The sequence below is a fragment of the Streptomyces sp. NPDC050147 genome (genome assembly GCF_040660195.1).
Taxonomy (GTDB): domain Bacteria; phylum Actinomycetota; class Actinomycetes; order Streptomycetales; family Streptomycetaceae; genus Streptomyces.
Genome location: NZ_JBFALJ010000034.1, coordinates 72868 through 91935 on the forward strand (window position 1 = coordinate 72868; position 19068 = coordinate 91935).

Here is a 19068-nt window from a genome sequence, read left to right on the forward strand (position 1 = left end):
CAACTTGTCCCGGCAGAACACGCGTTGACGCGAAAGCCGGGGCAGCGCGGGACGCTTGGGGTGCGAAGGTGCGGGGCCTCACGCGTGGCGGGATGTCACGCGTGACGCGGCCTCAACTGCTGTGCCGGGAGCGGGTTTCACCCGGGCGGCGGCCTCGACTGCCCTGTGCGGAGCCCGCCTTGCTCTCGGGGCCGCCGCTCCTCGTCAAGCCGCCGGAGACCGGCGTGGAACCGAGGTCGCCGCCCCCGTCCTCGTGGCGCAGGACCCAGTCGTCGAGGTCACGTGCCGCTTCCAGCGGATTGCCGGTCGCGTACGCCCGCCACCAGCCCGCACGGTCGGGAGCGCCGGTGACCGGGGCCGGCTCGGCGGCGCGCAGTTCCTCCCGGAAACAGGCCTCGGCCGCCGCGAAGCGTGCCCGCGCAATCGAGGCGTCCACGCCCAGGACCTGGCCGATGACCTGCCAGCTCGCGCCGCCGAGCCGCTCGCAGACGGCGGCGGCCTCGAAGAACCGTTGCGCGGCGCGGAGCACGTGGGCGGCGTCGGCAAGCAGCGAGCCGGGGGAGTCCGCGGCGCCGTCGGCACGCAGCTCGTGTTCACCGATCGGTACGGCGGCCCGCGCGATCTCGGCCAACTCGCACGCTTCGTAAGCCATCGCCAACCGGGCTCGGGCCACCTCCGTGTACGGCGATTCCGCGTACGCCGATTCCGTGTCCGGTGGCGCGGCGGCATCGAAGTCCTTGTCGCTCATGTCGGCCGCCTCAACCGCGCACGAAGTAGAGGACGGTCATCGTCACGGCAGTGGTCAGGATGATGCCGCGTAGCAGCCGGTCGGAGAGGCGGCGCGCGAAAAGGGCGCCGGTGAAGCCGCCGGCCAGCGCACCGGCGAACATCGCGGCGAGGACGAGCGGGGCGCTGAGTGCGTCGGAGGCAATGAGGAGCAGGGCGGTCGCGCTGAGATTGATGGCCGCGATCTGGGTGACCCGCATCGGATTGCTGACCGCGGCGTCGAGGCCGAGCCCGATGCCCCACAGCGCGAACATCATGATGCCTACGGCACCGCCGAAGTACCCGCCGTACAGAGCGAGGAAGAACTGGGCGATCAGGACGGCCCGGGGGCTGATGCCGATCCGGCGGCCGAGCGCGCCGCTCACCGTACGGGAAAGGCGGCGGCCGAAGGCGAGAACCAGCGTGGCGAACGCGAGCAGCCAGGGCACCGCGGCATCGAACGACGCGGCGGGCAGTGTGAGGAGCAGGACGGCGCCGAACCCGCCCCCGACCACGCTGACCGTCGTCAGCGCTCTCGTGGATGTCTCCCCGAGCGGGGCGAGTTCGCGTCGGTAGACCCATCCACTGGCGACGGCTCCCGGTACGAGGGCGATGGTCGACGACGCGTTCGCCGTCACGGGGGACAGGCCGACCGCCACCAGGGCGGGCAGCGCCACGAACGTGCCTCCGCCGCCGACGGAGTTCAATGCTCCGGCGGCGACGCCTGCCACCAGCACGAGGAGTATGTCTGACACCCGCCGAGCATCGCCCCGTGGCCGGTGGGCCCACAATGCGTTATCGCTGTACCCAGCCTAAGGCTGTGCCTTAGGCTGGCGAGGGTGCGCTATGACCTGGACGATCTGCGGCTCTTCCTCGGCATCGTGACGGAGGGGTCGATCACGGCAGGCGCCCGCCGGATGCACCTGAGCCTGCCCTCGGCCAGTGCCAGGGTCCGCTCCCTGGAACAACAGGCCGGTGTGGCACTGCTGATCCGTGGCCGCAGGGGCGTGCGTCCCACCCCGGCGGGGACCACTCTGGCCCGGCACGCGCGCGAGGTCATCGCCCAGACCGTGCGCCTTGAGAGCGCGGTCGCGAGCTATACGAGATCCCCGACCGCGCCGCTGACCCTGCTGGGCGGCGGATCCGCGGTGCACCGGCTCGTGCCGCGGGCCCTGGTCTCGTTCCTCAGGGCGCACCCGGACGTCGACGTCCGCGTCTTCGAGAACCGCACGCCACGGATCGTGCGGATGCTGGCCGACGGCGAGGCGGACCTGGGAATCGTCCTCGACGACGAGGCCCGCGACTGCGGTCTGGAGATGGAACCCCTCGGTGACGACTCCCTCGTGGTGGTCGGCCAGGTCGGCGGAATCCTTGCCGGCCGCGCCTCCCTGACCTACAGCGAGGCTGCCGAGCACCCGCTCGTCGGCCTCGACGCCGACGCCTCGCTGCGCCGCTGGATCGAGCGGCACGTGGGCCCTCACGCGCCGGTGGTGCGCTACCGCACGACGGTCGCCGACCTCAACGTCCTGGTCGCCCTGGCAGCGGCAGGCGTCGGCCTCGCCATAGTCCCTCGCCGCGTCATCGACCCCACCCAGCCCTTGGCCGTCTGCGCCTTGCAGGACCCCTGGTCCCGCCGCCACCACGTGCTGGCATGGGGCGCCAAGAACGGCCCGGCGTCCCCGGCGGCGAAGTCACTGGCCGACCATCTGCGCAAGGCGTCGCTCGCCGAGCCTGTCGTGCGGGGGGATGGGTGGGGGTGAGGTTCGGGGGTTGGGAGCGGGGGATCGGGGAGTGAGGGTGCGATGTCGGGGCTCACGGGGCATTGCCCTTCAGGGCGTGGGGCGGGCCGTGCTGGCCCGCAGTACGACCTCGCCCCTCACCCTCTCCACCCGCGACCTCGAGCCCCGCTCACGAAGAGCGAGGGCGAGCACGTCCCGCCCCATCCGCGTCAGCGGCAGCGCCACGGTAGTCAGCGGCGGCGTGAGTTCACCGACCAGAGGGATGTCGTCGAAGCCCGCGAGCGACACGTCGTCAGGCACCCGGAGCCCTTGCTCCCGCAGCGCGCCCAACGCTCCCACGGCCATCACGTCCGTCACCGCGAAGACGCATGTCGGCCGCTGCCCCCGCCGCAGCAGTTCGACCGCCGCCGCATGACCGCCGTCACGAGTGAAGGCGCCCTCGACGACCCGCTCCGGGGGCAGGGTGACCCCCGCGTCGGCCAGCGCCCCGCGGAACCCGGCCAGGCGGTCCGCGACCGTGGTGAGTCGCTCGGGACCGGTGAGGACGGCGAACTCCCGGTGGCCCAGGGTGAGTAGGGCCCGCGCCAGGGCGCCCGCTCCCGCACGGTTCTGAGGTTGCACCGTGTCCACGCGAAGGCTGCGGTGCCGGCTGACCACGGCGACGCGGCCTCCGGCACGCATGTAGGGAGCGAGCTCCGACTCCAACGCCCTTTCCCACGCGGGGTCCTGGAACCCCGAGCCGATCAGCAGGATCGCGCGGGCCCGCTGCGCCCGCAGCATCGATACGTACGCGATCTCCCGCGCCGGGGCGCGGAAGGTGCTGGCCAGCATGACCAGGAGGTCCTGCTCGGCCGCCGCCGCCATCACTCCGCTCGCGATCGCCGCGAAGTAGGGGTCACCGACGTCGTGACAGATGACGCCGACGGTGTTGTTCGAGGAACTGGCGAGCGCCTGCGCATGGGCGTTGGGGATGTAACCCAGCTGATCCGCCGCTTCGAGCACCCTGCGCCGCAGATCCTCGCGTACGCGCGTCGTGCCGTTGAGGGCCCGGGACGCGGTGGCCGGAGAGACCCCGGCGGTACGGGCCACCGCGTGGAGGGTGACATGAGGCCCACTCCCGCGCCCGGGGTGCGGTCCGCTACCTCGCCTGGGTGCGGGTCGTGGTTGGCTCCCGCGTTTGGGTGTGGGTTGCGGTGCGCGTTCTTGCTTGGGCGCAGGCTGTGGTTTGGGCCCTCGCTCGGGTGTGGGTTGCGGTTGGCTCCCGCGCTTGGGTGAGGGTTGTGGTGCGCGTCCTCGTCTGGGCGCTGCCTGCGGTTCGCTCTCTCTCCTGGGCGCTGCCTGCGGTTCGCGTCCCCGCTCAAGTGTGGCCTGCGGTTCGCGCTTTCGGCCGTGTGTGGGTTCAGGTGCGCTGCCGCACCCGGGTGCGGCTTGCGGTTCGTGCCCGTGCCCGAATGCGGGTTGCTGTTGTGCCCGATCCGGACCGGGTAGCTGCTCGCGGGCTCCCCCCGGTCCAAGCCCCTCCCCATGCGCCTGCCCCGCTCCAGGGCCCTCCCCGCACTCTTGCCCCGCGCCAGGTTCCTCCCCACGCGTTCCCCCCGACCGAGGCTCCTCCCCGCCCGCTCGCCCCGATCCGGACGACCCCGCAAGCGTCCGCCCGCCCCCGGCCTCCGCCCCGCACGGACTCCCGGCCTCCGCCCCGCACGGACTCCCGCCCCCCGGTTCCTGCTCGCGCCCAAGCGCCCGCACCGCGCCCCCCTCGTCTCGCGCCGCGAAACTTCGAGCCGACCTATTGACCCTGCGGTCAGCCAGTCATTAGCGTGGCGGACACCTTATCAGAAAGCGCTTTCTGAAAGCGGTTTCCGCACCACCGTCGCTCCGCAACTGCCTCCGAAGTTCGCTGACGCCAGGGGAGTTCACCGTGAGCCAGAGCGCACTGCAGGCAACTCACGTGCAAACGGCAGGTGTTGTCGACCGCCGCCGCCCCACCCTGCGCCAACGAGCCGCCGACGCGGCCGAGAAGAGCTGGCGCCCGCTCGTCCTGCTGCTCGTCTGCTTCGGGGCCTGGTGGCTGATCGCCGCCACCGAGATGGTCGAGGCGTATCTCGTGCCCTCGCCCGGCGCCACCCTCGACGTCATCCTCGACAAGCCGGACTACCTCTGGCAGCACAGCTGGGTCACCACCTACGAGACTTTGCTCGGCTTCGTCATCGCCGTGGCCGTCGGCATCCTCGCCGCCGTCCTGATGGTTTACTCGACGACCATCGAGAAGACGCTCTACCCGATCCTCCTCTTCGCCCAGGTCGTGCCGAAGATCGCAATCGCCCCGCTGTTCGTGGTCTGGCTCGGCTTCGGGATCGCCCCGAAAATTCTCATCGCCGTGCTCATCGCCTTCTTCCCTGTCGTCATCTCGATGGTGACCGGGCTCAAGGCCGTCGACCCGGAGATGCTCCAGCTCTCCGCCACCATGGGCGCGCGGCCCTGGCAGACCTTCCTCAAGATCCGCTTCCCGGCGTCGCTGCCGCACCTGTTCTCCGGCCTGAAGGTGGCCGTCACGCTCGCCGTGACCGGCGCCGTCGTGGGCGAGTTCGTCGGCGCGAACGAAGGCCTCGGCTATGTGATCCTCCAGGCCAACGGAAACCTCGACACCCCGATGCTCTTCGCGGGACTGCTCGTCATGTCACTGATCGGCGTCGTCCTCTTCGTGCTCGTCGAGATCGCGGAGAAGCTGCTGCTCCCGTGGCACGCGAGCCGCAGGGACGCGGCCGCCACCACGGCCTACTGACCCGCGACCCGAGCCCCGCGACCCAAGCCCCACGCACGGAGCCCCACGCGCCGACCCCCGCGCCCCGAGCCGCCCCGCCCCGCCCCGCAATGCACCGCCCCAGCCATGACCGTCGTACGCGAGAAGGGCCGTCCCATGCACGCGCGCAGACTGCTCACCGGCCTCGTCCCCCTGGCCTTCGTCGCGGTGACCGCGACGGCCTGTGGCGGCGATGACGACAAGACGAGCACCAGTGACTCCGGCAAGAAGCTCGACAAGGTGACGCTGACGCTCAACTGGTACCCGTACGGCGAACACGCGCCGTTCTACTACGGCAAGCAGCAGAAGGTCTTCGAGAAGCACGGCATCGACCTCGACATCAGGGCGGGCCAGGGGTCGCAGAAGACCGTGCAGGCCACCGGGGCAGGGCAGACCGACTTCGGCTGGGCGGACACCCCGGCGGTCCTCGCGGGCGTGGACCAGGGCGTGAAGGTGAAGAGCCTGGGCGTCTTCCTGCAGACGACGCCCGCCTCGGTGCAGTACTTCGAGGCCGAGGGCATCAAGTCGCCCGCCGACCTCAAGGGCAAGACGATCGCCGGCACGGCCGGCGACGCGCTCACCAAGACCTTCCCGATCTTCCTGGCGAAGAACGACATGGAGCTCTCCGACGTCAAGGTCCAGAACACCGACCCGGCGGGCAAGATCGCCGCGGTGATCTCCGGCAAGACGGACGCCCTGCTCGGGTACGCGAGCGACCAGGGCCCCACCATGCAGAACAAGGCCAAGAAGGGCGTCTCGTATCTGCGCTTCTCCGAGAACGGCCTCAACTTCTACTCCAACGGCCTCATCGCGGGGCCCAAGACCCTGCAGGGCAGGGGAGACCTGGCCAAGCGCATGACCGCCGCGGTGAGCGAGTCGTGGGCGGCGGCCGAGAAGAGCCCGGAGCCCGCGGTCGCCTCGATGGACGGCGCGTCCGAGCAACTGCCGCCCAAGGACGTGCTGTCCGAGCAGTTCAAGACGACGCTGACCCTCCTGCACACCGACGCGACCAAGGGCAAGGCGCCGGGCGCCAACACCGAGGCGGACTGGCAGCAGACCATCGACGTCTTCTCGGATGCGGGCATGGTCAAGAAGGCCAAGCCCGTCGCGGAGTACTGGGACGCGGCCAAGGGGATCAAGGGCTGAGGGGCGGCAGGACGATGACGAAGGATGCGACTCTCAAGACGAGTGACGAGCCACGCGCGCCGGCGGGGGAGGCGAGGCCGTCGGCCGTGCGCCTCGATGACGTCGCCGTCCGCTTCCGTACGAAGAAGAAGGACGTCACCGCGTTGCGGGACGTCTCGCTGAACGTCGGCGCGGGCGAGTTCGTGGCGATCGTCGGGCCTTCGGGCTGCGGCAAGTCGACCCTCCTGAAGCTGATCGCCGGGTTGCTCGCGCCCTCGTCGGGCGGTGTGCTTCTCGGCGGCGAGCGGGTGAGCGGACCGCGCCGCGACATCGGTTACGTCTTCCAGCGGGCCGCCCTTCTGGACTGGCGCACGGCACGCCGCAACATCCTGCTCCAGGCCGAGATGCGAGGAATTCCCGGAGCCGAGGCACGCGCGCGTGCCGACGACCTGATCCGCATGACGGGACTCGGCGGCTTCGAGGACGCCTATCCGCACGAGCTGTCCGGCGGCATGCAACAGCGCGTGGCGCTCTGTCGCGCCCTCCTCCACGAGCCGCCCGTGCTGCTCATGGACGAGCCCTTCGGGGCGCTCGACGCCCTCACGCGCGAGCAGATGAACGTCGAGTTGAACCGGATCTGGCGCGAGACGGGGACCACCGTGCTCCTGGTGACCCACTCGATCCCGGAGGCCGTCTATCTTGCGGATCGTGTCGTCGTGATGAGCCCGCGCCCCGGCACGGTCGAGGAGATCATCGAGGTCGGCCTCCCCGCCGAGCGCTCGTACGCGACGACGCTGGCGACAGCCGAGTTCCGTGGGGCCACCGGGCGCGTCCGTGAACTGCTGGGGGCGGTGTCGGCGCACGAGTGAGGCGTGAGGGCCGGGTCCGAGTGAGGCCTGATCCACAGAGGCGGCGGAGGCCTCATCCACAGAGGCAGCGCTTGCCCGGCGTTTCATATTCGGGATAGCGTGCCAAATATGGAACACGACGGAGTCGATGACCGACTCGCCGCCCGCCTCGCCGAACTGCGGGCGGAACGCGGCTGGTCCCTCGGCGAGCTGGCGGACCGGAGCGGCGTGAGCCGCTCCACCCTGTCGCGGGCCGAGCGCGCGGAGATCAGCCCCACCGCGTCCCTCCTGAACCGGCTCTGTGCCGTTTACGAACGCACCATGTCGCAGCTCCTGAGCGAGGTGGAGGCCGAGCCCGCGCAACTGGTGCGCGCCGCCGAGCAGAGCGTGTGGACCGACAGCGCGTCCGGCTTCGTACGGCGGTCGGTGTCGCCACCGCACGCCGGGCTGCGCGGCGAACTCGTCGAGGGCAGGCTGGAACCGGGCGCCGACGTGGCGTACGACCGGCCTCCCGTACCCGGCATCGAACAGCACATCTGGGTCCTCGACGGGCGCCTTGACGTGACCGTGCAGGGTGAGACGCACGCCCTGGGCGCCGGGGACTGTCTGCGCTTCAGGCTGTGGGGGCCGACGCGGTTCCGGTGCGTCGGGGAGCGGGCCGTGCGGTACGCGCTGGTGGTGGTCGCGCGATGAGCGTCGGGCGAGCGGCGCAGGTGGTGACGCGGCTCTCCGCCGAGCAACTCCTGGCGGCATCAGAGGACTTGGCGGCCCTGCTCGCCGATGTCGTGGACGGCGGTTCGTCCCTCGGCTTCCTCGCGCCGCTGGACAGGACGGCCGCCGCCGACTGGTGGCGGAGCCTGGCCCCTGCGGTGGCCGCCGGGCGGCTCGCCGTCTGGGTGGCGCGCGACGGCGAGCGGGTGACCGGGACCGTCAGCGTCGGCTTCGTCGACAAGCCCAACGGCAGGCACCGCGCCGAAATCCTCAAGCTGATGGTCCACGGCTCCGCACGCGGCCGGGGCCTCGCTCGCACCCTCCTGGCCGCGGCGGAACAGGCGGCGGCCGACGCGGGCGTGACCCTCCTGATCCTGGACACGGAGACCGGCAGCCCCGCCGAGTCCCTCTACCGGAACGGCGGTTGGACGGCTGCCGGGGTCATTCCGGACTACGCGGCCGACCCGGCCGGGGTGCTCCACCCGACCACCCTCTTCTTCAAGAAGGTGGTCGGTTCGGACGCTCCCCGGCCGGACTCGGCACATCAGTACCGCAGCGCGGCCAGATACGCGTAACTGTTGCGGGCCGTGGCGAACGGATCGGCGGGGCTGTCGTGCTCCACCAGCCACTGCTTGACGCCGCCCACGTGCGCGTCGTCGAACATCGCGGCGAAGTCCAGCGTCCCCGAGCCGACGTCGGCGAAACCGCCGTCCGGTGCCATGTCCTTCACATGGAGCGCCGGGAAGCGTCGCCTGTGCCGCACGAAGTACGTCGCCGGATCCGCGCCGCCCTTCGCCGCCCAGTACACGTCCAGTTCGAAGCCGACCAGATGCGGGTCGGTCTCGGTGACGAGGATGTCGTACAGGCTCGTGCCGTCCACCACCACATGGTCCGTGCCGTGGTTGTGGAAGAGCACCGGACCGAGACCGGCGTCGCGCGACGCCTGCCCGATGCGGTTGAACTGCCGTGCGGCCTCCCGGAATCCGTCCGGCGTGTGCAGCGCGCCGGGCAGACTCGGCACCACCGGCCACTTCGCGCCGAGGGTGTGCAGGTCCTCGAGCGCCTGCGGGAGTCCGCTGCCCTTGAGGACGTCGTACGAGACGTGCTCGAGGACCGCCTTCAGGTCCACGGCGTCGAGCATCCGCCGGATCTCGGCCGCACTGTTCCCGTGCCTGCCGCTCACGCCCACCGTCGCGTAGCCGATGTCGGCGAGCTGCTCCAGCGTGCCCGCGAAGTCCTGCGCCAGGGGGCCGCGCATCGTGTAGAGGTGCATGCCGATGCCGCCGCGCGGGATGCGCCGGCACCGGGACGCGTCATCCGCGCGCGCGGGCAGTGCGGTGGCGAACGCTGCCGCCAGCCCCAGCGACGTACCGAAAAAGGCGCGTCTCGTGCCGTTCAGACCGGTTCTCTTCATGGCTGACCCCTCACTTCGCCTCACTTCGCCGTGATCCGGAACGCGCCGGTCGTCGTGTCGCCCTTGTCGTCGGTGACGGTCAGACGCGCCGTGTACGAGCCCTTGCGCGCGTAGGTGTGCTCGGCGGTGCCGCTCTCCGTGCCGGTCGGCTTGACGTTGTCGCCGAAGTCCCAGTGGTACGAGGCCGCCGTGCGGCCCGCGGGGAGCTTCACCGTGCTCGTGAGCTTGACGGCCAGCGGCGCGGTGCCGTCGGCCGGGGCCGCCTTGACCGTCACCTTCGCACCGGCCTTCTTCTCGACTCCGGGGCCGTTGAAGTGCAGCCAGTCGACGCTGAGGAGGTCCTCCTTGTCGGGCGACCACTCAGGGTTGGTGAACACGGCGTACAGCTTCGTGGCGCCGTCGTGGTCGGCCAGTTCGGTGGTGGGCGAGACGAAGTTGCTCCAGCCGCCTGTTCTCGGCACGCTCACCTTGCCGAGCAGTTCGCCCGTGGGAGACCCGGCGCGGAACTCGATGTCGCCGCCGAGCCCGCCCGAAGACGCGCCCACCGTCACGGAGTCGACGCCCTTGAGGTGCACCGGGTCGAAGGCGACCCAGTCACCGTCCTCGATCTCGATGAGCCGCTTGCCGCCGGACGCGTCCGCGCGGTCACCGATGCTCACGCCGTCGTGTGCGCCGCCGGTGGCGGTACGGTGCTCGGCCTCCCGGAAGGAGGTCCGCAACGTCAGTGAGGAGGAACCCGTCAGGGCGGGTACACCGGACGCGCCCTTGTCCTCGTACTGGGCCGTGATCCCGTAGTAGAGATTCTGGCCGGGTCCGTGGCTGTCGCCGGCGTCCGTCACGATCTCGCCCGTGCAGCCGGTGTAGTTGTCCAGCGGATGCAGATGGGTGTCGTGCCCGAGCTGGGACTGGACGACGACCCGCTTGCAGTCGATCTTCCCGTCCTCCTTGTCCGTCACCTTGATCTTGAAGGGGATGGTGTCGCCGAAGCTGAACGTCCCGCCGTTGGGCGGCTGTTGGATGGTGACCACGGGCCGGGTGTTCCCGGCGGTGATCTCCTGCACGGCCAGGCTGCTCAGCTCGTCCGGGCCCGTGACCTTCAGCCGCGCGGTGAACTGCCCCTTCTTGGTGTATGTGTGTGTCGGGTTGGCCTCGGTCGAGTCGGTCGTGCCGTTGCCGTCGAAGTCCCACGCGTACGTGACGGGCTTGCCGCCGGGCAGCAGCCCGGAACCCTCGCTGGAGAACTTGACCTCGAGAGGCGTGCTGCCGGTGTCCGGAGTGGCCGTGACCCGGGCGTCGGGCAGCCGTCCGTCCTTGACGTAGTCGATGCGGTAAATGCCCGCGCCTTCGTTGCCGCCGCCGCGGCCCGTGCCGCTGCCGAGCCCGAAGTCGATGACGTACATGGCACCGTCAGGACCGAAGTCGGCATCGAAAGGCTGATTCCATTTCATGTCGCCGAAAATGGAGTTGATCGACTGGAGATCACCCGCCTTGGCGGGCTCGAAGCGCGGGTCGGTGAACGTCTGGTCCTTCTCCTGCATCGAGAAGACCTTGAACCACTGCCGTGTCAGCTCGTAGTTGAACCACTTCCCCTCGAAGTACTCGGGGAACTTGGTCTTGTACGTGTTGGCGGCGTCGTAGTCATAGACGGGACCGCTCATCGGGCCACCGCCGCCTGTGCCGAGTTCGGGGAACTTCTCCGAGGCCGAGTAGGCGTACCAGACATCCGCGGCCTTGGCCGCAGGCAGCTCACGCAGGCCCGTGTTGTTCGGTGAGTCGTTCACGATCTTCGCGCAGTCGAATTTAGCGCCCGACTTCTTCGTCGCGAAGTCGTAGTCGTTGAACGGGGTGTTGTCACCGACGCAGTAGGGCCAGCCGTAGTTGCCCGCCTTGGTGATGCGGTTGAACTCGACGGTCCCCTCGGGGCCGCGGTCGGTGACGGCCGCCCTCGCGTCTGGCCCGTAGTCGGCCGTGAGCAGGGCGCCACTCACCGGGTCGGTGGTGATCCGGAAGGGGTTGCGCATGCCCATGGCGTAGATCTCGGAGCGGGTCTTGTCCGTTCCTGGAGCGAAGAGATTGCCTTCGGGCACGGAGTACGTCCCGTCGTCCTTCGGCGTGACCCGCAGCACCTTGCCGCGCAGGTCGTTGGTGTTGCCCGAGGTGCCTTGCGCGTCCCAGGCGCGGCGGCCTTCGCGCTCGTCGATCGGGGTGAATCCGTCCGACGCGAACGGGTCGGTGTTGTCGCCCGTCGCGACATACAGGTCGCCCTTCTTGTCGAAGGCGATCGAGCCTGCCATGTGCGAGTTGGCCCGGCCTTCGCCACGGAAGGTGGGAATGGTCAGAATCCGCTTCTCCGTGGCCGGATCGACCTTTCCGCCCGCTTCGGTGAAGCGGGAGAGATTGATGCGTTTCTCGGTCTTGTCGGAGTTCAGGAGATAAACCCAGTGGTTGTCCTGGAACTTCGGGTCCAGCGCGAGACCGAGCAGTCCGTCCGACTGGCTCGTCATCTCGGGGGTGTAGTCGAAGTCGAGTGCCGTGGAGACCTTCAGCGTCTCCTGGTCGATGATCTTCAGCTTTCCGGTGCGCTGGATGAAGAACACCCGCCGGTCGGGGGCGACGGCCAGTTCGAAGGGGTCGGCCAGATCGTTCGTGGCGAGCGGTGTGCGCTGGAAGGAGCCTGTCTTGGTGGCGGTGCAGTCGCCGGGCTTGCTGCCCGCGGCCCACTCGATGCCGCCGAGCAGGTGCTTCAGGAAGCCCTCCTCCTGGAAGGCCGACTTGGCGTGCCCGCCCGCGGTGTACCAGGAGCGGCCGCCGTCATAGTTCTGGCACCAGGACCACGGCTGGTCGACGCCCTCGTCGAGTCCGGTGACGCCGTCGCGCACCTTGACCTGCGCGAGCGTGTGCACCTTGCCTGTCGGATTGGCGCGCCAGTTGTACCACTCCTCCGTGCGCTCCCAGAGCTCCGGAAGGCCCTTCGTGGAGGGGTGCGCGTGATCGAGCACCTTCACGCGCCCGGTCTGCACCTCGGGGTGCTTGTCGAAGATCGCGCCGACGAGACCCTCGTACCAGCCCCAGTCCCGCTCGCTGGCCGACGCCGCGTGCAGACCGACCCAGCCGCCGCCCCCGCGGACGTACTTCTGGAAGGCCGCACGCTGGTCGGCGTCGAGCAGGTCGCCCTTCTCCGGGGTGGAGTTGGTGTTGTTGAAGACGATGGCCTGGAAGCGGGCGAGATTGGCGTCGGTGAAGGCCGTGGCGTCGTCGGTGGCCTCCACCTCGAAGCCGTTCTCGCTGCCGAGCTTCTTGATGGCCTCGACGCCCGCGGGGATCGAGTCGTGGGGGAAGTTCGTGACCTTGGAGAAGACGAGGACGCGGTAAGGGGCGGCTGCGGCCGGGGCCGGGGCGGGGACTTCTGGCGCTGCTGCTGCCGCCGCCGCGCGGGGCGGTGCGGTGAGCCCGAGGCCGATGACGAGGGCCAGCAGGGCGATGAGCGCGAGCCAGGGGCTCGGCGTGGTGGGACCAGGTCTCGATGGGGTGGGGCCGCGTCTGGGCGCGGCGGGACTCGTGGAACTCATGGCGCTCCCTGGGCTGGGCGGGTGGACGGCTGCCGGTAGCCGGGTGTGCGGTGAGTGCGAGTTGCGCGGGTGCGTTCGGTGCTTGCCCGGGCCTCGGCGTGCGGGGCCTAGGGCCTAGAAAGCGCTTTCTCCTGCGCGTGTTCAGCGTAGGTTCCGCTCTGACGGGGGGTCAATGGGTCGGAAGCGCCTGGCGTGAGAAGGGGGTCACGGAGAGGCGCTGGTATGAGGGCGCCTGTGCGGGGGAGGGTTTCAGGAGCAGGGAACCCAGCTCTGCAGAGGCCGACCGAGGGGATCGAGCTCTGAGTGATCCAGCCCTGAGGGGTTCAGTCCTGAGGGGTTCAGTCCTGAGTGATCCAGCCCTGAGCGGTTCAGTCCTGAGGGGGCTAACTCCGAGAGGTCTAACTCTGAGGGATCCAGCTCTGAGCGATCCAGCTCCAGGGAAGCCGGCCCAGAACCCGTTCCAGATGCCGTACAGGGGAGCATTCCGCAATGCCTGACCACGCTTCGACGCCCGCCCCCGCCGCGTACACCGCAGGACTCGTGAACGCGGCGGACGGTGTCCCCGTCGCCACGTACACCTGGCTGCCCGACGGCGGGAGGCCGCGCGCCTTCGTGCAGATCGCACACGGCGCGGGTGAACACGCCCTGCGCTACGACCGCTTCGCCCGCCATCTGATGGAGCACGGCTATGGGGTGATCGCGTCGGACCACCGCGGCCATGGCGCGACGGCTCAGGCGACCGGGGGTTACGGGGTGACGGGCTCGTCCTCCGACGCGCTGTCCGGCGCTGGGTCCGAGGCCCCGTCTGACGCTGCGGCCGACGCCCTGTCTGGTGCTGGGTCCGGCGCCGCGTCCGACGCTCCGTCCGGCGCTTCTGGCGTGTCCGCCTCGTTCGACAGCTGGCGCGCCATCGTCGACGACCTCAAGGCGATCGGCGACCAGGTACGCACCCTGCATCCCGGAACCCCGCTCTTCCTGCTCGGCCACAGCATGGGCTCGCACCTGGCCAGGGACTATGCGCAGGAGTATCCGGACGGCCTCGCGGGCGTGATCCTCTCCGGCACCTTCCGTTCCCTCCCCGGGGTCGGTATCGACGAGTCGATCGCCCGCCTGGAGCGCGAGATCGCCGAGGGCGGCCGTGAGGCGCTCTCCTCCTACCTCCCCGAACTCTTCGCGGCCTTCAACGACGCGTACCCGCACCGCACCGGTTTCGAATGGCTCTCCCGTGACGAGTCCGAGGTGGACGCGTACGTCGCCGACGAGCGCTGCGGCTTCCCCTTCTCCGCCGGGCTCTGCCTGGACTGGGTGCGTGCCGTGCGCAAGATGAATGACCCGCGGAACCTGGCCCGGGTCCCGGCGGACCTGCCCGTCCACATCGCCGTCGGCACCGAGGACCCTTGCAACCAGGGCATGACGCTGGTCCATGAACTGGTGGAGGACTACCGGTACGTGGGCCTCGACGACCTCACCTGGAGGGGGTACGAGGGGGCGCGCCACGAGATCCTCAACGAGACGAACCGGGACGAGGTGCAGGAGGATCTGCTGACCTGGATGGACAAGCGGGTGCTGTGACATCCGTGCTGTGACATCCGTGCTGTGAGATCCGTGCTGACATCCGGGAAGGCCGCTGTCAGTGGTTCAGGGGCCGCTGTCAGTGGTGTTGGCTACCGTTCTGGGCATGTCTCGAGCTCATGCCACGGCCCAGGTCACGGGTGACGACGTCCGGCGTATCGCACTGGCCCTTCCGGATACGACGGAGAAGATCGCCTGGAGCATGCCCACCTTCCGGGTGGCAGGGAAAATGTTCGCCACGCTCCCCGAGGACGAGACGTCCATCGCCGTGCGGTGCCCGAAGGAGGAGCGTGACGAGTTGGTCCTGGCGGAGCCGGACAAGTTCTGGATCGCCGACCACGAGGCGATGTTCGCCTGGGTGCGCGCACGGCTCTCGGCGCTCGACAAGGACGAACTGAGCGACATCCTCGCCGACTCATGGCGCCAGGCAGCCCCCACCCGACTCCTGGACGCGTATCCGGAGTTGGGGCTACCGCCGACGAACTGAGCGAACTCGGCGGGGGCCCGTCTGTTGTCATGTCCCGTGGCATGATCGGGCAGCCGGGCAGCCGGGCAGCCGGGCAGCCGGGCAGCCGGGCAAGGGCGGGGGCTCGTGGCGTGAGGGGCTCTCGCTGTCGCCGGGGGAAAACGTCGCCAGGGGAGGGGACAGGGGTGCCGTCAGGGGACGGGGTTTCAGAGGGCGGAAGCAGCGAGGGCGGGGACGGCGTTCCAGGGGGTGGGCGCGGCGAGGGCGGGGCTGGTGAGAGCAGACGTGGCCAGGTGCCGGCCGCGAGGCGTGACGGGGACGGCGAGGGCGGGCGCGGCCAGGTTCCCGCGGCCGTGACGCAGAGTGAGCGCACTTCGCCCGGCCCCGAGTCGAAATCCACGACCGCAGACCGTGCAAACCGTGCAGACCGCAGGAGCATCTGGTCGCGGGACTTCGGATTCTTCTTCGGCGCGCGGACCGTCGCCAAGCTCGGCGACACGATGCTGCCCGTCGCCCTTGCCGCGGGGCTCCTCCAGCATGGGCACGGCGCGGGCGCCGTCGGTCTTGCCATGGCCGCCACGACGGCCTGCTTCGCGGGTCTTGTGATCTTCGGCGGGGTCTTCGCCGATCGGTTCAGCACCCGCCTGCTCATGATCGGCGCGGACGTGGCCCGGCTCGGCACGCAGTCGGTCGCGGCGGTTCTCTTCTTCGCCGGCCACGTCGTCCTCTGGCAGATATGCGTGATCGGAGCGGTCAACGGCGCGGCGGGCGCCCTCTTCCAGCCCGGCGTCGCCAGCACGGTCCCGCGCCTGGCGACCGACGTCCAGAAGGCCAACGGCGCGATACGCGTGGCCGAATCGGCCGCGGCCCTGGCGGGCCCGGCCGTGGCGGGCGTCCTCGTCGCCTTTGCCTCGCCCGGCGCCGTCTTCGCCGCGCACGCGGGGACGTACGGCCTGAGCGCCCTGTGTCTGGTCCTGCTCCGGCTGCCGCCCGCGCTCCCCGGCTCGCTGCCGCACAGCAACGGCTTCCGGGCCGATCTGGTGCAGGGCTGGCGTGAGTTCAGGTCCCGCACGTGGCTGTGGGGCGTCATCGCCATCTTCTGCGTCCTGATGATCACGACCACGGGTCCGCTGGTACCTCTCGTCGCCACGCTCATCGTCCAGGAGCACGGCTCGGGGGCGTACGGCCTGGTGAACTCCGCCCTGGGCGCCGGCACCGTGCTCGGCGGCCTCGTCGCCCTGCGCCTGCGCCCCCGCCGCATGCTCCGCGCCGGTTCCTTCGCGCTGATCGGCTACTGCGCGTTCCCGGCGTCCGTAGGCGCCCAGCTGGGCGTCCCGCTGATGGCTGCGGGCGCCGCGGTCGCGGGCGCGGGGGTCTCCTTCTGGGGAGTCATGTGGGCGACGAGCGTCCAGACGCAGGTGCCCCCCGACGTCCTCAACCGCATCCACGCCTACGACGTCGCGGGATCGATCGCCCTGCTGCCGGTCGGCCAGGCCCTCGCCGGCCCCGCCGCGAGCACGTTCGGAGCGGAGCAGGTGCTGATCACGGGCGCGGTGACGACGGTCGTCGTCTGCCTGGCGCTGCTCTCGGTGCCCGCGATACGTGGGCTGGTGCGGGTGGACGGGAGAGCACCGGTCCAGAGCGGGGGAGTGGAGGCCGGCCGTCCCGACCGGACACAGCCGACAGGCCGCGGCGCCCGACGATGATCAGGGCCACGCCGGGGCGGGCGTGGCAGGCGGGCAGAGGCGGGACGGGAGAGGCAGGCGAGGCAGCCAGAGCGGGCGGGGCAGAAGGGACGGGCTGTACGAGAGCCTGCCGTGACGTGACGGGCTATACGAGAGCCTGCCGTGACGCCCCCAGGAAGCCGGTGATCCGCTGCCGCAGCGAGCGGACATCGAGCCCGTGCGCGGCCATGTGCTCGTCGATCTGCCCGTAGCGGCGCAGCTCGGCGCGGCCGACGCCGAGCCCGAGCACCCGGTGCGGAACATCGGCGAGCGCGTCGTTCGCGGCGGTGGTGGAGGTCCCGGCGAGGTAGGGCTCCACCACCACGACGTCGGCGACCGTTCCTGCCCCCGTCGCGCGCCGCAGCGCCTCCGCGTCAAAGGGCCGCACGGTGGTCGCGTACAGCACGGTGAGATCGAGCCCCTCGCTCGCGGCGAGGACGTTGTCCAACATGGGCCCGACGGCGACGACCACCCCGCCACGGCCTTCGCGCACAGTGCGGAAGCGAGACCCGTCGACAGGCAGCGCCCGGGCGTTCGACTGCACGGAGAGCCGCACGTACACCTTGTCGTCGCCCGCGGCGACCGCGTGCCGCAGCAGCGTCTCGGCCTCGTCCGGATGCCCGGGCACATGCACGGTCCAGCCGTCGAGCGTGTCGAGCAACGCCACATCGCCCGGCGACATGTGCGTGAAGCCGCCGGCGGGCCAGTCGAAGGAGGCGGCGGCGCTCACCAGGACGCCCCCCACGCCCTGATGCCCGAAGTCCAGCTTCACCTGCTCGAACGGCCGCTCCACGAGGAAGCTCGCGAAGGTGTGCATGACGGGCCGCAGCCCGGCCAGCGCGAGCCCGGCGCCGGCCCCGACGAGCAGCTGCTCCCGGATACCGACATCGATGACCCGCTCCGGGTGCTTGCGCCGGGCTTCCGCGAACCCGTCCGCGCCGATCACGGCGAGGACGACGGCGACGCGCGGATCTTCGTCGAGCAGGCGCGAGAGGACGGGGGAGAAGCGATCACGCATGGTGTCCATGACAAAGACCTCCGACGGAGAACGAAAGAGCGAGAGGAACGACCTGAGGCCCACCACCAAGCCGCCTTCCAGGTTGGACTGGGCCGAAGCGGGGCTGGAGCAGGACTGAAGCAGAGCTGATTGGGCCTGGGAAGCAGAGCTGATCGGGCCGGGGGGCTGATCAGGCCTGGAACGGAAGTCCGGGCTCACGGACCCTTCGACTCGACACGGGCCACGACGACCCGCGGCTGCCCGGGATGCGGCGCGGTGAAGGCCGCGTACAACGCGTCGTGATCGCGCCCGTCAACGGTCTCGGTTGACCACCCGGCGGCCTCGAAGCGGGCGGCGATGCCGCCGGGCCTGGCGTGGCGGGCGGAGGCGTTGTCGATCACGACGGTGTGCAACCGTTCGAGCCCGGCGGGCCCGGCGAAGGCGATGGCCTCGTGATTGCTGCCCTCGTCCAGCTCGGCGTCCCCGACGAGCACCCATACCCGGGACTCCGTGATCCCCCGTGCCCTCAGCCCCAGCGTCGTCCCGACCGCGATCGGCAGCCCGTGCCCGAGCGACCCGCTCCCGATCTCGACCCCCGGTACGAGCACCCGGTCGGGATGGTGCCCCAGCGGCGAGTCGTATGCCCCGAACCCCTCCAGCCAGTCGACGGGAACGAAGCCCTTGGCGGCGAGGACGGCGTAGTACGCCATGGGCCCGTGCCCCTTGGACAGCAGGAACCGGTCGCGCCCCGGGTCCTCCATGCGCCCGGGTGTGACCCTGAGCACCCGGTCGTAGAGGACCCAGAGGGCGTCAAGGGTGGATGTCGCGGCGGGCCCGTGCTTCTCGTCCCCCGTCATGAGCCGCATGAGGTGGGACAGGTCTGCGTACCCGTATCCAGTCGCAGGCCCGAGCGCGAGGTCATTGGTCGTCGTCATGCCCCCGAGAGTGCAACCTCAAGCCCGCTTGAGGTCAACAGCCCACGAAAGGCGTGAGCGATCACGGCTCCGAGTGCGGTATTGTTTCGGTGCACGTTCGGCCAGGGGAAACCCCAGGTCACACGGGCACCGGGACGTGGCGCAGCTTGGTAGCGCACTTGACTGGGGGTCAAGGGGTCGCAGGTTCAAATCCTGTCGTCCCGACGGAAACGTCGCAGGTAGGGGCCATCTTCGGATGGCCCCTACTTCGTGTTGGGAGTGAATCTGGGAGCGGGAAGCCTGCGCCTGCCGAAAACTCCGTCCGTGCAGTTCAAGCGGCATGCTGGTACTCGTGGAGGACTCCGCCGAGGCGGTCTCTCCGGCGCACCGTTCCAGACGAGGGTGCGGTCCAGGAGTTCGTGGC

Annotated in this window: 16 protein-coding genes and 1 tRNA gene; 10 read left to right on the plus strand and 7 right to left on the minus strand. The window is 70.3% G+C overall.

Going from position 1 to position 19068, the window contains the following annotated elements; genetic code table 11:
* Window positions 1–112: 112 nt before the first annotated feature.
* Window positions 113–748 (minus strand): hypothetical protein, encoded by a 636-nt coding sequence (locus tag AB0I94_RS37300; protein ID WP_363314239.1) that lies wholly within the window; start codon window positions 746–748, stop codon window positions 113–115.
* A gap of 10 nt (window positions 749–758) precedes the next feature.
* Window positions 759–1520, minus strand: coding sequence for a sulfite exporter TauE/SafE family protein (locus AB0I94_RS37305; protein ID WP_363314240.1), 762 nt, complete (start codon window positions 1518–1520; stop codon window positions 759–761).
* 84 nt (window positions 1521–1604) lie between these two features.
* Here AB0I94_RS37305 and AB0I94_RS37310 point away from each other — a divergent pair, with 84 nt between their 5' ends.
* Window positions 1605–2525 carry a LysR family transcriptional regulator gene (locus AB0I94_RS37310; protein WP_363314241.1) on the plus strand — a complete coding sequence of 307 codons (921 nt, stop codon included), beginning with the start codon at window positions 1605–1607 and terminating at the stop codon, window positions 2523–2525.
* A gap of 69 nt (window positions 2526–2594) precedes the next feature.
* On the opposite strand, the gene AB0I94_RS37315 is transcribed toward AB0I94_RS37310, so the two are convergent.
* Complete coding sequence (locus AB0I94_RS37315) at window positions 2595–3593, minus strand: LacI family DNA-binding transcriptional regulator (protein ID WP_363314242.1); 999 nt, start codon at window positions 3591–3593, stop codon at window positions 2595–2597.
* An 829-nt stretch (window positions 3594–4422) separates the two neighbouring features.
* Between AB0I94_RS37315 and AB0I94_RS37320 the strand changes: the two genes are divergently transcribed.
* The 5 genes from AB0I94_RS37320 (at window position 4423) to AB0I94_RS37340 (ending at window position 8563) form a co-directional block, all read left to right on the plus strand.
* Window positions 4423–5286, plus strand: a complete 864-nt coding sequence (locus tag AB0I94_RS37320) for an ABC transporter permease (RefSeq protein WP_363314243.1) — start codon at window positions 4423–4425, stop codon at window positions 5284–5286.
* Between the two features lie 135 nt (window positions 5287–5421).
* Entirely contained in the window at window positions 5422–6450 is a 1029-nt protein-coding gene (locus AB0I94_RS37325) for an ABC transporter substrate-binding protein (RefSeq protein WP_363314269.1), read from the plus strand.
* A gap of 14 nt (window positions 6451–6464) precedes the next feature.
* Window positions 6465–7298: an ABC transporter ATP-binding protein gene (locus AB0I94_RS37330; protein WP_363314244.1), complete on the plus strand. Its 834-nt coding sequence runs from the start codon at window positions 6465–6467 to the stop codon at window positions 7296–7298.
* A 108-nt stretch (window positions 7299–7406) separates the two neighbouring features.
* Window positions 7407–7970 carry an XRE family transcriptional regulator gene (locus AB0I94_RS37335; RefSeq protein ID WP_363314245.1) on the plus strand — a complete coding sequence of 188 codons (564 nt, stop codon included), beginning with the start codon at window positions 7407–7409 and terminating at the stop codon, window positions 7968–7970.
* Window positions 7967–8563 carry a GNAT family N-acetyltransferase gene (locus AB0I94_RS37340; protein WP_363314246.1) on the plus strand — a complete coding sequence of 199 codons (597 nt, stop codon included), beginning with the start codon at window positions 7967–7969 and terminating at the stop codon, window positions 8561–8563. Before AB0I94_RS37335 ends, AB0I94_RS37340 begins: the two co-directional genes overlap by 4 nt.
* On the opposite strand, the gene AB0I94_RS37345 is transcribed toward AB0I94_RS37340, so the two are convergent.
* Both AB0I94_RS37345 and AB0I94_RS37350 read right to left on the minus strand, forming a co-directional pair.
* Window positions 8533–9402 carry a sugar phosphate isomerase/epimerase gene (locus AB0I94_RS37345; RefSeq protein ID WP_363314247.1) on the minus strand — a complete coding sequence of 290 codons (870 nt, stop codon included), beginning with the start codon at window positions 9400–9402 and terminating at the stop codon, window positions 8533–8535. The two genes, AB0I94_RS37340 and AB0I94_RS37345, sit on opposite strands and share 31 nt — an antisense overlap.
* Window positions 9403–9422: 20 nt before the next feature.
* Window positions 9423–12971, minus strand: a complete 3549-nt coding sequence (locus tag AB0I94_RS37350) for a ThuA domain-containing protein (protein ID WP_363314248.1) — start codon at window positions 12969–12971, stop codon at window positions 9423–9425.
* A 489-nt stretch (window positions 12972–13460) separates the two neighbouring features.
* Here AB0I94_RS37350 and AB0I94_RS37355 point away from each other — a divergent pair, with 489 nt between their 5' ends.
* The 3 genes from AB0I94_RS37355 (at window position 13461) to AB0I94_RS37365 (ending at window position 16715) form a co-directional block, all read left to right on the plus strand.
* Window positions 13461–14543 (plus strand): alpha/beta hydrolase, encoded by a 1083-nt coding sequence (locus AB0I94_RS37355; protein WP_363314249.1) that lies wholly within the window; start codon window positions 13461–13463, stop codon window positions 14541–14543.
* Window positions 14544–14649: 106 nt separating this feature from the next.
* Window positions 14650–15030 carry an MmcQ/YjbR family DNA-binding protein gene (locus tag AB0I94_RS37360; protein ID WP_363314250.1) on the plus strand — a complete coding sequence of 127 codons (381 nt, stop codon included), beginning with the start codon at window positions 14650–14652 and terminating at the stop codon, window positions 15028–15030.
* A gap of 416 nt (window positions 15031–15446) precedes the next feature.
* Complete coding sequence (locus AB0I94_RS37365; RefSeq protein ID WP_363314270.1) at window positions 15447–16715, plus strand: MFS transporter; 1269 nt, start codon at window positions 15447–15449, stop codon at window positions 16713–16715.
* 124 nt (window positions 16716–16839) lie between these two features.
* Here AB0I94_RS37365 and AB0I94_RS37370 read toward each other — a convergent pair whose 3' ends face one another.
* Both AB0I94_RS37370 and AB0I94_RS37375 read right to left on the minus strand, forming a co-directional pair.
* Entirely contained in the window at window positions 16840–17760 is a 921-nt protein-coding gene (locus AB0I94_RS37370; protein WP_363314251.1) for a transketolase, read from the minus strand.
* A gap of 185 nt (window positions 17761–17945) precedes the next feature.
* Window positions 17946–18665: a transketolase gene (locus AB0I94_RS37375; protein WP_363314252.1), complete on the minus strand. Its 720-nt coding sequence runs from the start codon at window positions 18663–18665 to the stop codon at window positions 17946–17948.
* A 130-nt stretch (window positions 18666–18795) separates the two neighbouring features.
* Here AB0I94_RS37375 and AB0I94_RS37380 point away from each other — a divergent pair.
* Window positions 18796–18869 (plus strand) — tRNA-Pro (locus AB0I94_RS37380).
* Window positions 18870–19068 lie beyond the last annotated feature (199 nt).

Coding starts and splice junctions, on each gene's coding strand:
- AB0I94_RS37300 (WP_363314239.1), bottom strand. CDS start 748: ATGAGCGACAAGGACTTCGATGCCGCCGCGCCACCGGACACGGAATCG.
- AB0I94_RS37325 (WP_363314269.1), top strand. CDS start 5,422: ATGCACGCGCGCAGACTGCTCACCGGCCTCGTCCCCCTGGCCTTCGTC.
- AB0I94_RS37330 (WP_363314244.1), top strand. CDS start 6,465: ATGACGAAGGATGCGACTCTCAAGACGAGTGACGAGCCACGCGCGCCG.
- AB0I94_RS37335 (WP_363314245.1), top strand. CDS start 7,407: ATGGAACACGACGGAGTCGATGACCGACTCGCCGCCCGCCTCGCCGAA.
- AB0I94_RS37340 (WP_363314246.1), top strand. CDS start 7,967: ATGAGCGTCGGGCGAGCGGCGCAGGTGGTGACGCGGCTCTCCGCCGAG.
- AB0I94_RS37345 (WP_363314247.1), bottom strand. CDS start 9,402: ATGAAGAGAACCGGTCTGAACGGCACGAGACGCGCCTTTTTCGGTACG.
- AB0I94_RS37350 (WP_363314248.1), bottom strand. CDS start 12,971: ATGAGTTCCACGAGTCCCGCCGCGCCCAGACGCGGCCCCACCCCATCG.
- AB0I94_RS37355 (WP_363314249.1), top strand. CDS start 13,461: ATGCCTGACCACGCTTCGACGCCCGCCCCCGCCGCGTACACCGCAGGA.
- AB0I94_RS37360 (WP_363314250.1), top strand. CDS start 14,650: ATGTCTCGAGCTCATGCCACGGCCCAGGTCACGGGTGACGACGTCCGG.
- AB0I94_RS37370 (WP_363314251.1), bottom strand. CDS start 17,760: ATGGACACCATGCGTGATCGCTTCTCCCCCGTCCTCTCGCGCCTGCTC.
- AB0I94_RS37375 (WP_363314252.1), bottom strand. CDS start 18,665: ATGACGACGACCAATGACCTCGCGCTCGGGCCTGCGACTGGATACGGG.